This window comes from Aeribacillus sp. FSL K6-2848 (genome assembly GCF_038004325.1).
GTDB lineage: Bacteria > Bacillota > Bacilli > Bacillales > Aeribacillaceae > Aeribacillus > Aeribacillus composti.
The window spans coordinates 791,320-803,174 of record NZ_JBBOQQ010000001.1; the positions used below are offsets into that span (position 1 = coordinate 791,320).

Here is an 11,855-nt window from a genome sequence, read left to right on the forward strand (position 1 = left end):
TTCCATCAATCAATCCATCCATTTCATTTATGTAAAGGAGAGATATGTCATGAGCAACAAGCGTACAGTTGTCGTTGTAGGCGCCGGTCCAGTTGGCCTTGTAGCAGGATTGGCACTTAAAAAAAGAGGAATTTCTTCTGTCGTGATTGAAGCAGAGCCGAAAGGGCGGCCAAGACCTGGAAGCCGAGCAATTTATATTCATAACGCAACGTTGAAGCTGCTTGAAAGCATTGATGAAGGACTTGGTTTTGAAATTGCGAGAAATGGTGTTGTCTGGCCGATAAAACGCACGATTTATAAAGGGAAAGAAGTGTACGTAAGAAATTACGGTGTGACGGATACTAGTGATCCGACAACGCTTCCGCCATTTACGTCATTACATCAAAATCATATTGAATCGATTATATATGATTATTGTGAAAAAGCCGGCGTTGAATTTGTATGGGATACCCCTGTGAAAGAAGTGATTTCAGAAGAAGACGGCATTAAAGTGGTGACAGAAAAAGGGGATGTTTGGGAAGCGGAATATGTGATTGGTTGTGACGGCGCTCGTTCTGTCGTCCGTGAAACAGCAGGATTAAAATTTGAAGGGCCAAGAACAAAAGATACATTTCTTGTCGTTGATGTTGAAGAAGATGAAAATGATCCGCTGCCGCTTGAAAGGGTTTTCCACTATCAGCATCCGGCAATGGGCGGGCGGAATGTGATGTTTGTACCGTTCAAAGGCGGGTGGAGAATCGACCTTCAACTGCTGGAAGACGATAATCCAGATGAATATTCAGAAGTGGAAGGAGTAAAAAAATGGCTTCCGAAAGTTATGGATCCTAAATATGCAGAACGGATTACGTGGGTATCATCATACAGATTTCATCAAGTTGTCGCCAATTCATATACAGACGAAAAACGAAGAGTTCTGTTGGCAGGAGAAGCTGCCCACTTATTTGCACCATTTGGTGCTAGAGGGCTGAATTCGGGGGTTCCTGATGCTTTAATTGCTGTTAAAGGAATTGAAAAGGCTCTTGATGCTTCAAGCGAAGAGAAAAGACGCGAAGCGATTGAAAAAGCGGCAAATGAACGGAGAATTGCAGGCTTGTGGAATCGCAACAGCTCTTCGACTGCATTGCATCACCTGCAAGGAAATTCTCCAGAAATGAATTTAAAAAGGGAAATTGCTGCATCTTTAACAGCCATTGTGCCGAAATTAGGAAGATGGCTTGATGAAGGCCCTTATGGCCCGAAATTTGGTCCGCCTGAATTAACAACAAAATATTAATCGCTTTTGATTTTATATAAAGGGGTGGAAAACATGTCAATTACGCTCATTGAGAACCATGCTTCATATGATTTCAAGCATGAACGAGTCAATAAAATGGCGGATCGTCTGCTAAACATTAACTGGTACCAGCATGTCGGAACAATTCATGATGACGTCCAGAATAAAGCAGAAAAATTTTTGCAATCACTGAATATAGCAAATTACGAAATTAAGTGGATTTCAAAAGATGAAATTGGAAATATATACGATACCATTCGGTTAACTAACAGCTCTTTATGGGAAGCATTGAAGGTGCTGCCTGACAGGCTGAAAGAGAAAATTGATCAATCCGGACAAGAGGAAATTTTGAACGAAATCGTCTATCACTTGCCGGAAGCTGTATTTCATGAAGTCTATAAAGGTGCCTTCAAAACATTTTCAGATGAATCATTCATTCGGTTTTTAGTTGGCCATGCCATGTACATCAGCGTGTTGGCATGCGCTTGGGAATTGGTTGCAAATATAAACGAATGGGGAGAAAATCCATTTGCCTATTTAGTTGATATTTTAGAAATGGGACATATTCCATTAGGTTCAAACAACCAAACATTTTATATCATGTAGGGGTTCCATATGTGTGCGGCAGCCATATTTTCGTGCGAAAAGCATGTAAAGGAATCGCTGAAGCTGTTGGATGCACCGCATGTCATTATATTAAGTCATTACACGAAAAAGAAATGCAAGTTTTGTCAGAAAAAAGCCGTTTTTAAGTTTGAAGAATAAAATTATGCAAAATAGCAGCCTTGTCTTCTTACAGATGAAGCAAGGCTGCTTTATGTGCGCCCGGCATGTACATGAACTATAGGGTGTAAGTCCCGAACCCCGAAGACAGAAGTAGAGGTTAGCTCAACGAAAGGGTGTCCGTGGTGACGCGGAATCTGAAGGAAGCTGGAGGCAAAACACCGGTCTGAGGAACACGAACCTCATATAAGGCTAGGTATGATTGAGTGAGTTTGCATAACAAAACAAAGCTCTTTCTGTCGAAGGTCATATCGAGTAAATGAGGCGGATAGATGGTGTGAAAGTGCATGTACTTACCCGGGGAGGTCTGGCGGATATGTGAAGTACTCTTCATAACCTACTTAGTGATAAGTAGCTGAACCGTCAGAAGTCAGCAGAGGTCATAGTATTAGTTGGTCTAGAACAACTAAGAAGGACCGAACAATTAAGAGAGAATAGCCCTTGGCATTCAGTGAGTCATGATGAACACAGAAAACGTAGTACCTCACTTGAGGGAGGAAGCGGTGAATCCCGTGGGAGACCTCTTGGAGGGTGGAGTGACCACTGGCATAAAGAGAACAGCTATTCACGGAAGTTATGAAAACTTGCGTCAATTATCTTAATTGAACCGCCGTATACGGAACCGTACATACGGTGGTGTGAGAGGACGGGAGTTAATCGCTCCCTCCTACTCGATTTTTTGGAGATAAGAAAATCTTTATCCTTTTCTAGTTGTTCGGAAAACGTTTTCAAAAATATATAAGTGTTTATCTTTTTTTTCGATTGTCCACAACCCTTCTTGCTTTCATTGTAAAGCGAGGCAGCTCGTTGTCTGGAACTTTTTCAACTTGAATTCTTAAACCGACTCGTTCTCTTAATTTTGTTGCGAGGATAGGCACGATTTGTTCAGAATCGGATTCAATTTCCACTTTGATTTGATCCATTTCATTTTCTGTGTAGTACACGATGCGAAATTCTTTCACTTCTTTGAATTCGCGAATAATGGATTCAATGGAAGACGGGTAAATGTTAATGCCCCGTATTATGACCATATCGTCTGCGCGGCCGAGAATTCCTCCAGGGAAAAATTGATAAGAATTGCCGCATTCACATTGCTGATCAGACCGGATCACGATATCGCCTGTCCGATAGCGAATAACCGGATAGCTTTCTCTTCCTAAATTGGTTAATACTAATTCTCCTTTTTCACCAACTTCCACCGGCTCCAACGTGTTAGGATTGATCACTTCTACAATAAACTCCGATTCATTGACATGAATCCCTTTTTGTTCTGAACAAGAATAACCGTATGCTCCCATTTCTGTCATGCCTACGTGGTCATATAAAACGGCTCCCCACAAACTTTCAATTTGCTTTCGTGTAGAAGGGACAGAGGCTCCAGGTTCACCAGCCGTAATGATTTTTTGGACAGGGCCATTTTTAATATCAATGCCGTTTTCTTCCGCTACTTCCGCCAGATGTAAAGCGTAGCTTGGAGTACAGACTAGTACTGTTGCTCTGTTTTCTATCATGCTTCTCAATCGCTCAATCGAAGTTTGGCTGCCGGATGAAATCGAAAGGGCACCTAATCGTTTTGCTCCTTCAAATGCAGCCCAAAATCCAATAAAAGGACCGAACGAAAAGGCGAAAAATACTCTGTCTTTTTTCGTAACTCCGCTGGAGCGATAAACTTCCAGCCAGCATGTTTCCCACCATTCAAAGCTTTTTTTTGTATCTAAAATTTTCAGCGGTTTCCCTGAAGTGCCGGAAGTTTGATGGTATCTTACATATTCCTCTAAAGGGTATGAATGGTTTTTGCCGTATGGAGGATGATTGTTTTGATCATCGACCAATTCCTTTTTCATTGTGAAAGGAAGCTTTTTCACTTCTTCCAAAGATTGCAGCGGAAGCTTTAAACCGGCAAGTTTTTCTTTATAAAATTCATTATGATTCAAAACAAAATGTAACAATCGATTCAGTTTTTGCAATTGCAGCGACCTAAGTTCGTTTTCTTGTGTTTGTACTGTATGAACCATGAATATTCCTCCCTTTTAGACTTGTAGCTAGTTTCTTATCATAGTCAGAAAAGAAAGAAAAAGGAATATTCTAGTTCTTTTATACAAAACAAAAAATTCAAAATTTTAAAAAATGTACTCATTTTCCGTCGATATAACCTAAATGCTCTGATATGCTTTTAGCTGCTTGCGTAATATGTTCAATAAAGACTGGAAACCGATCATCTGTCATTCTGGAAGTTGAGCCAATCATGGACAGTGAAGACACCACTTTGCCGGAATAATCGCGAATTGGTGCTGCGATCCCGACATACCCGACATAAAATTGGTCTTTTGATATGGCAAATCCTTGTTTTTTAATTTTTTTTAACTCATTTTTTAAAATGTCTGGATCGGTGATCGTATAGGGAGTGTATGCATATAATTTTTTCGACAAAACTTTTTCAATTGTTCGTTTGTTTTGATAAGCCAGAATGCATAACCCTTCACTTGTGCAATGAATCGGATTTTTCCGCCCTATATATGTTAACAGCCGATCGGGCTGGCTGCTTTCAATTCGGAACAAATACACTACTTGATCCTCTTCCAGAAGACAAATATGGGCGGATTCATTTAATGTGTGAACAAGCCTTTTTACAATGGGCAGCGCTTCTTTGTACAACTCATGATTGCTGAAAATCACGCCTCCTAATGTTAGAATCGAAAGGCCTAATCGATACTTGTTTGTCCGGGGATTTTTTGATAAAAATCCTTCCTTTACAAGCAATGAAACAAGGCGATGGGCGCTGCTTTTGGAAATATTTAATTTTTTTGATATTTCGGTAATCCCTAGCTCTTTTTGTTTATGTGTAAAAAGACGCAGAATTTTCATTGCGTTCTTCACAGATGACAGCAAATATTTTTCGCTCATGTTAGTCCTCCAGTCTAGTCGTCATTTCCGAACAATTGCTTCGTTTTTCTCTGTTTTATTAATTCAGAAATTCTTTCTCCCGCATTCACCACTTTTTTTATAAGCTGCTTGATGTTAATGGAATTGATTCGCTTCGTAGAGCCGGTGATGTTCACTGCTGCAACCACTTTGTTATGTTCATTAAAAATGGGCGCACCGATTCCGATGATCCCTTTTTGGAACTCTTGATTGCAAACGGCGTAGCCTTCTTTTTTTATTTTCAAAAGCTTTTCTTTTAATTGCTCGGGTGAAGTGATCGTGTTCGGACCGTATTTTTTGAAGGGCTGCGAGCAAATTTTCTCGATTACTTCTTCGTCTTCAAAGGCTAAAATGGCTTGACCGGGACTTGTGCAGTAGACAGGATTCCTTCTGCCGATATGGGTATATTCTTTTTTTGAAGGATACGTGCATTCAATTTTTTGCAAATAAATAATTTCGGTGCCTTCTAATATGGAAATGTGCGAATTTTCGCCTGTCTCCTCTGTTAAAACATTTAGAACCGGCGTCGCCTCATTTAAAATTTTCAATTGGGAGCTAACGATGCTTGTTAATGTCAAGATCGAAGCACCTAAACTGTAATGATTTGTGTTTATATCTTTGTATACAAATCCTTCGCTGGCTAAGCTTGTTAAAAGTCTGTGGGCAGTGCTTTTTCCGATATTTAGCTTTTCGGCTATTTCTGACACACCCAGTTCCGGTTCGTCCATTGAAAAGCTTTTCAAAATTTTTAAAGCGTTTTCAACAGAAGAAATTCTTTTTTTATTTTGAGAAGTCATCCATATCACCTGTAAAAAATTTTTTGATTGATGAGGAAATCCATTTTTGTTCTGTATATAAGAAAAATAATGTATTTTTAGATTTTTTTCAATATTAAGATGGTAACAAGACCATAATCAATGAAAGGGGTTTCAATAGTGAAACTGATCACGTTTACAGAACAAGGCGTCACACGCATCGGTGCAATTGAGGATGGAAAAGTGATTGATCTGCATGCCGCATTTGAAAAAAAGCTGGAATCAGAAGGGAAATTGCGCTTCAAACAAATTGCTGAGGCGTATGTGCCGGCAGATATGAACGGATTTTTGCAAGGCGGAAAGGAAAGCTTGGACTATGCAAAAGAAGCAGTTGCATTTGCTTTAAAACATGAAAAATATAAAGGAAAGCAGCTTGTGTTTTCCAAAGAAGATGTAAAAGTGGAAGCACCAGTGCCGTCGCCGGGGAAAATGATTTGCGTAGGCCATAACTACAGGGAGCATATTTTGGAAATGGGAAGAGAGATTCCTCCATATCCTGTAGTTTTTGCGAAATTCGCGAATACTGTCATCGGACCGGAGGATGACATTCCTCATTATCCAATTTCCGATCAGCTGGATTATGAAGCTGAGTTTGCTTTTGTGATTGGAAAACGGGCGCGCAATGTTTCCCAAGCAGAAGCATTGGATTATGTTGCAGGCTATACAATTGTGAATGATGTGACTTACCGGGATCTTCAACGCCGTACGCTGCAATGGCTTCAAGGCAAGACAGTGGATGGAAGCGCTCCGATGGGACCGTGGTTAGTAACAACCGATGAGCTGTCAGATCCTTCTGGGCTGGAAGTAGTCTTAACGGTTAACGGTGAAGAACGTCAGCGTTCTAACACGAAAAATCTTGTCTTTTCCGTACAGTACTTGGTTGAATTTCTATCTGGACTTATGACCCTTGAGCCGGGAGATGTCATTTTGACAGGAACTCCAGGAGGTGTTGGTGTAGCAAGAGACCCTCAAGTATTTTTAAAAGATGGAGATGTTGTCCGCATCGAGATAGACGGCATCGGTGCATTAGAAAATAAAGTGAAAAAAGTGATGGGGGAGATCAGCGAATGACTAATATGAACGAAGCGATTGAAAGCATAAAACAATCCATTGACCAAATGATTGAAACTGCAAAAAGTCTTTCAGAAGAGACCATTCGTTGGAATCCATCAGAAGAAGAATGGTCCATCATGCAAATTCTTTGCCATGTTGAAGAAGCGATTCCATACTGGTTAAACGAAATTGAGCGGCTGCTTGAGTCGCCGGGTGCAGAATGGGGAAGAGGACTTACGGATGAAAACAGGCTTGCTGCTGTTGCTAATACAGAAAAACGTGAAGTTTCAGACGTGCTAAACAAGCTTGAAAACGTAAAAGATCAAGTGGAAAAAGTGTTGAGCAAGCTGTCAGAAGAAGATTTAAAATCAGAGGCCCCGAGCCGCAATCCTCGTTTCGGAACAAAACCGATGTCTTTTATTGTCGACCACCTGCTTGTCGAACATGCAAGCAAGCATTATAGCCAAATTCAACGTAATTTATCAAAGCTTTAAAAGAATAGAGGAGGTTAGTTCATCATGGCGGAAAAAAATGAGTTTTTTAAAAGTAAAATTGTCCGAGATTTCACAAAAGATATTGAGCAATACCATCTAGGACCGCTTTGGGATGCTATTCCAGATTTAATGCATCGCCAGCCAACTCCGCAAGCTGAAGCGTATCTTTGGAAATGGAAAACCCTTTATAAAAAATTGATGGAAGCAACTGAAATTTTTACTCCTGAGCGCGGCGGGGAAAGACGGGCGATTTATTTTCAAAATCCTGGATTGACTTATCGAAAGCCTTGGGGATGGGCATCAACAACACAAACGCTTTATGCTGCCGTACAATTAATTCTTCCCGGTGAAGTAGCGCCTTCGCATCGACATTCGCAAAGTGCGCTGCGCTTTATCAGTCAAGGAAAAGGCGCTTATACAATTGTGCAAGGCGAGCGGATTTTTATGGAGGAAGGCGATTATCTCATTACTCCGAAAGGGCTTTGGCATGGTCATGGACATCCGGGTGATGAGCCGATGATTTGGATGGACTGCCTTGATATTCCAACTATCTATTCGATTGGCGGCACGTTCTTTGATCCTTATCCAGACGGAATTGAACAACCGAAAGTTCCTGATAATTACTCATCGCAAAGATATGAAGGCGGCATGGTTCGTCCAATTTCTGACCGTGAACCAAAAATCGCTCCGTTAGGGTCTTATAAATGGAAGCAGACTGAAGCAGCTATTCAAGGTTTAAAACGCTTTGATCCAGATCCGTACGATGGATATGCGGTTGAATATATCAATCCTTCAACAGGCAAACAAGCCAATCCGACGATTTCCGCTTGGATGCAATTGCTTCCAAAAGGGTTTCATTCAAAAGCTCACCGTCATACGCACTCGACTATTTACCATGTCTATAAGGGATCTGGGTACAGTATTATCAACGGTGTGCGCTTTGATTGGGAAAGCGGCGATTTCTTCGTTGTTCCGAATTGGGCGTGGCATGAGCATGTTGCCGAAAAAGATTCTTACCTGTTCTCTGCGAATGATTTGCCGATTATGGAAAGATTTGATGTGGAACGTGAAGAAGCTTATGAAGAAAATAATGGATTCCAACAAGTGACCGATGAATTTCAACCTGTATTCGTTTAAACTTAGCAAGCATAATGGAGCAGTTGACGGTCCAAATTAAAACTGAACCTTTTGACGAGGTTTTCAAAACCCCTTTTTCACAAAGCTATTGTTGAAAAAGGGGTTTTGTTTTTTAGCGCGCCCAGCTAAGGTGTAATGGAAGATGGACAGTTTCATAACACCGAAAAGGGTACCCCGCAGGGCGGAGTCATTTCGTCTCTTTTAGCGAACAGCTACCTGCATTATATGGACACGATATGAAAGAAGAAGTTCCTACACTTAGGAGAACTGTGCGATACGCAGATGATTTCGTGATCATGTGTCGCACGAAAAACGAGGCGCTGGAGAACATTCAAGTACTAAAAGCCATCATGAAGAAACTCGACCTTGAAATCAACACAGAGATCCAAACTGGTCAGCCTATGGGACGACACAAACGGATTTGACTTTCTAGATCTACACCATCGGAAATTTCCTGTGATGAACAAGGGTGGCTCAAAAGTTTATCTCAAGTTTGACACCATTTCACTACATGTGGATAACTAAAGGTGATTATACCAATAGTTATCCACTTTTTTTATCGAAAATATAATCATTATGTAGTGTTATGTGGATAACTTTTGTATATCCAATAATATGTAATATATGTTATACTATTAGTGCTATGTATATTCGAATTAATAAGCAAAAAAATAAAAATGGTTCTGTTCGTCAATATCTACAAATATGTCGTACATTTCGTGTAGACAATAAAGTTCGGCAACAAACGCTTTGTAATCTAGGGAGGTTAGAACATTTATTAGAGAATGGCTCTGTCGATAACATAATCGAGGGATTAGCCAAATTTTCAGAGCGTTACTTTGACCGAATTCACGGGCAAGGCTCTTCCTCTTCTGTCTCCGTGCTTTGGACAAAAGAGTTTGGGCCGGTTTATCTGTTCCGAAAGGTATGGGAAAAGTTAGGGCTTGGTCGGCTATTACGTAAAATCATGGATGATTCCGAGGCTGCTTCTCAGTATGACGAAGCCATTTTTGCTATGGTGTTAAACCGTCTCATGGATTCCAATAGTAAGCATTATATCTTCAAACAATGGATCGACACGATTTATGCAGAAGGTCTTTCAGACATTCAACTCCATCACTACTATCGTGCATTAGACTTCTTAAGTGAACAAAAAGAAAAAATTGAGGAACAACTTTATGGACATTTAACCGATTTAACCTCATTAGAAGTAGATATCGTGTTTTACGACACGACAAGCACCTATTTCGAAGGAGAGGAAGCAGACGAACTGCTGGCTCACTATGGTTACTCCAAAGATCATCGTGGAGATCGAAAACAAGTCGTGATTGGCTTATTAATGACCAAAACAGGGATTCCGATTGGGCATCAAGTCTTCCCTGGAAACATGCATGATACGAAGACATTTGGCATGGTGGTTGGAGATCTGAAGAAGCGCTATCCTATTCAGAAAGTCATTCTAGTGGGAGACCGCGGAATGGTTAGTGAAGCCAACTTAGATCAAATTCGTGAACTGGGCATGGAATATATTGTGGGTGTCAAATTACGAAAGTCGAAGAAAGCCCAAGAGCTATTATCCATCCGTGGGCCATATAAGAAGGTTCTCCCGAATCTAAAAGTGAAGTCAAAGAAAATCGATGGCGAAACGTATGTACTCTGTTACAATCCGGACGCTGAAGAACGTGATCGAGCGAGTCGTCAAGTCGTGTTAGAAAACCTTCAATCGAAGCTTGATGAACTCGGTCCATCTGGACTCGTCAAAAACCGTGCGTATTCCAAGTTTTTAACGATAGAAAAAGCATCGGCCAAAATTGATGAAGAGAAGGTATCCAATGACGAAAAGTTTGACGGAAAGTACGCCATTCGGACCAACTCGTCATTAACGGATGAAGAGGCAGCACTTGCCTATAAAGAGTTGTGGAGAGTGGAACAAGCCTTTCGTAACCTGAAGTCGAATCTAGAACTTCGCCCGATGTACCATCGAGTGGAATCTCGTATTCGAGGCCATATCATGGTTTGTTTCCTTGCGCTTGTCATGGAATCCTTTTTGGCCTATAAGCTAAAAGAAATAGGATGCCAAACAAGTGTAAAGGATATTTTGCATGATGTAAGCCAGATGAAGGCCTCGAAAATACGCGTGAATGGTGAAGAGCAAATCGTTCGTACAGAATTACAAGGTCAAGCAAATCTAGCATTTGAAGCACTTGTCACACAAGCGCCTCCTAGAGTATTAGAAAAAAACACGTGCCACTAACAAGTGTAGTGGTACGGTGTTGTGGGTAAAGTCCAAAACACCAGTATTTTCGGGCTTTTCTTTAGTGTACTCTGTCAAACTTGAGTTTATGTCATGTCTCACATTTCCAAGTAAGAAAGCCATGAAGAAAATGAAAATGAATTTAAGGAATATACGAGTCCAAGGAACAAGCGATTTATGGACATCAAAGAACTGGTGAAAGGGCTCAATCGAATTTTACAAGGATTTAAGAATTACTACAGTATTTCGTCCATCGCCAAGAAGTGGCTAAATAAAGTGGACTGGTATGTATTAGAAAGACTTACTCTGTACTGGAATAAGAAGAAGAACCAAAGGAAGAAACATGCGAGAATGAAAGAAGTTATAAAATGAACACAAGGCTTATTAGTGAAATTAGCAAGTTAGACAAGAACGAAAGCCAAAGGAAGAACGTCGGAAAGCCGTATGAGGGAAAACCTCACGTACGGTTTGATGAGGGGAAGCTGAGAGCAAAAGAGACAGCATAGGCTGTCCCTTTGAAAACAGTTCTACTCTACTAGTAAATTGGAAGGCTTACCCATCTTAAACGACCTAAGCTTTTAGAAGAATAAAAAATGGTTGTGTGGATTTTAAGCAGCCCTTCAGCTTACCGATTTCATAAACTCAATATTTTAAAAATTAAGAAATCATTTCAATAAAGTTATGAATGTTTTGTCAAAAGATGCTAAAACAAGGCAATTTTTTACCGATAAATAAAATAGCAAGAATTCCTCGGAGGAGAAGGAATATGGGAATACAAAAGATAACCGGTGTTAATAATAATGCTTTTTTGCAGGATATGCAAGGAAAAGAGGAAAAATTGTCAATGCCTGAAAACCAGCAGCCTGTCCAAGAAGAAGAAAAAAAAGCTAAAGTTACGCTGGAGGAAGCAATTGAGGATTTGAACAATTTTTTGAAGCCGATTAAAACATCGATTCAATTTGTACTTCATGAAGAACTGAAAGAATATTTTGTACAAGTTGTCAATGTAGAGACGAACGAAGTCATCAGGGAAATTCCTCCGAAAAAAATGCTTGATATATATGCGGCAATGGCAGAGCTGATGGGATTAATCGTGGATCGGAAAATTTAACTAGGGGTGGAAA

10 protein-coding genes and 1 pseudogene are annotated in these 11,855 nt (G+C 40.4%); 8 read left to right on the forward strand and 3 right to left on the reverse strand.

Annotation, left to right across the window (positions count from 1 at the left end):
* The first annotated feature begins 49 nt into the window (after positions 1 to 49).
* Both NSS70_RS03880 and NSS70_RS03885 read left to right on the forward strand, forming a co-directional pair.
* A complete protein-coding gene (locus NSS70_RS03880; protein WP_340789700.1) occupies positions 50 to 1,273 on the forward strand; it encodes an FAD-dependent oxidoreductase in 1,224 nt (407 codons plus the stop codon).
* A 33-nt stretch (positions 1,274 to 1,306) separates the two neighbouring features.
* On the forward strand, positions 1,307 to 1,879 hold the full coding sequence (locus tag NSS70_RS03885; RefSeq protein ID WP_340880955.1) for a hypothetical protein: 573 nt from the start codon (positions 1,307 to 1,309) through the stop codon (positions 1,877 to 1,879).
* A 923-nt stretch (positions 1,880 to 2,802) separates the two neighbouring features.
* Here the strand turns inward: NSS70_RS03885 and NSS70_RS03890 are convergent.
* From NSS70_RS03890 to NSS70_RS03900, 3 genes are all read right to left on the reverse strand, one after another.
* On the reverse strand, positions 2,803 to 4,071 hold the full coding sequence (locus tag NSS70_RS03890) for a phenylacetate--CoA ligase family protein (protein ID WP_339194335.1): 1,269 nt from the start codon (positions 4,069 to 4,071) through the stop codon (positions 2,803 to 2,805).
* Between the two features lie 118 nt (positions 4,072 to 4,189).
* A complete protein-coding gene (locus tag NSS70_RS03895) occupies positions 4,190 to 4,960 on the reverse strand; it encodes an IclR family transcriptional regulator (RefSeq protein WP_340880956.1) in 771 nt (256 codons plus the stop codon).
* A 14-nt stretch (positions 4,961 to 4,974) separates the two neighbouring features.
* Entirely contained in the window at positions 4,975 to 5,775 is an 801-nt protein-coding gene (locus tag NSS70_RS03900) for an IclR family transcriptional regulator (RefSeq protein ID WP_066248859.1), read from the reverse strand.
* 138 nt (positions 5,776 to 5,913) lie between these two features.
* On the opposite strand from NSS70_RS03900, the gene NSS70_RS03905 reads away from it, so the two are divergent.
* The 6 genes and pseudogenes from NSS70_RS03905 (at position 5,914) to flaG (ending at position 11,842) form a co-directional block, all read left to right on the forward strand.
* A complete protein-coding gene (locus NSS70_RS03905; RefSeq protein ID WP_340880957.1) occupies positions 5,914 to 6,864 on the forward strand; it encodes a fumarylacetoacetate hydrolase family protein in 951 nt (316 codons plus the stop codon).
* The gene (locus NSS70_RS03910; RefSeq protein ID WP_340880958.1) at positions 6,861 to 7,340 is read left to right on the forward strand and encodes a DinB family protein; all 480 of its coding nucleotides are present in this window, start codon (positions 6,861 to 6,863) and stop codon (positions 7,338 to 7,340) included. The genes NSS70_RS03905 and NSS70_RS03910 overlap by 4 nt, the downstream gene beginning before the upstream one ends.
* A 24-nt stretch (positions 7,341 to 7,364) precedes the next feature.
* On the forward strand, positions 7,365 to 8,477 hold the full coding sequence (locus NSS70_RS03915) for a cupin domain-containing protein (protein ID WP_063389206.1): 1,113 nt from the start codon (positions 7,365 to 7,367) through the stop codon (positions 8,475 to 8,477).
* 643 nt (positions 8,478 to 9,120) lie between these two features.
* Entirely contained in the window at positions 9,121 to 10,731 is a 1,611-nt protein-coding gene (locus tag NSS70_RS03925; protein ID WP_340880959.1) for an IS1634 family transposase, read from the forward strand.
* A gap of 174 nt (positions 10,732 to 10,905) precedes the next feature.
* A pseudogene (locus NSS70_RS03930) lies at positions 10,906 to 11,103 on the forward strand (group II intron maturase-specific domain-containing protein); the annotation flags it as partial.
* Positions 11,104 to 11,497: 394 nt separating this feature from the next.
* Positions 11,498 to 11,842 carry a flagellar protein FlaG gene (gene flaG / locus NSS70_RS03935; protein WP_063389205.1) on the forward strand — a complete coding sequence of 115 codons (345 nt, stop codon included), beginning with the start codon at positions 11,498 to 11,500 and terminating at the stop codon, positions 11,840 to 11,842.
* Positions 11,843 to 11,855 lie beyond the last annotated feature (13 nt).

Excerpts from the sequence above, each read along its gene's own strand:
- NSS70_RS03880 (WP_340789700.1), top strand. The coding sequence starts at position 50 with ATGAGCAACAAGCGTACAGTTGTCGTTGTAGGCGCCGGTCCAGTTGGC.
- NSS70_RS03885 (WP_340880955.1), top strand. The coding sequence starts at position 1,307 with ATGTCAATTACGCTCATTGAGAACCATGCTTCATATGATTTCAAGCAT.
- NSS70_RS03890 (WP_339194335.1), bottom strand. The coding sequence starts at position 4,071 with ATGGTTCATACAGTACAAACACAAGAAAACGAACTTAGGTCGCTGCAA.
- NSS70_RS03895 (WP_340880956.1), bottom strand. The coding sequence starts at position 4,960 with ATGAGCGAAAAATATTTGCTGTCATCTGTGAAGAACGCAATGAAAATT.
- NSS70_RS03900 (WP_066248859.1), bottom strand. The coding sequence starts at position 5,775 with ATGACTTCTCAAAATAAAAAAAGAATTTCTTCTGTTGAAAACGCTTTA.
- NSS70_RS03910 (WP_340880958.1), top strand. The coding sequence starts at position 6,861 with ATGACTAATATGAACGAAGCGATTGAAAGCATAAAACAATCCATTGAC.
- NSS70_RS03915 (WP_063389206.1), top strand. The coding sequence starts at position 7,365 with ATGGCGGAAAAAAATGAGTTTTTTAAAAGTAAAATTGTCCGAGATTTC.
- NSS70_RS03925 (WP_340880959.1), top strand. The coding sequence starts at position 9,121 with ATGTATATTCGAATTAATAAGCAAAAAAATAAAAATGGTTCTGTTCGT.
- flaG (WP_063389205.1), top strand. The coding sequence starts at position 11,498 with ATGGGAATACAAAAGATAACCGGTGTTAATAATAATGCTTTTTTGCAG.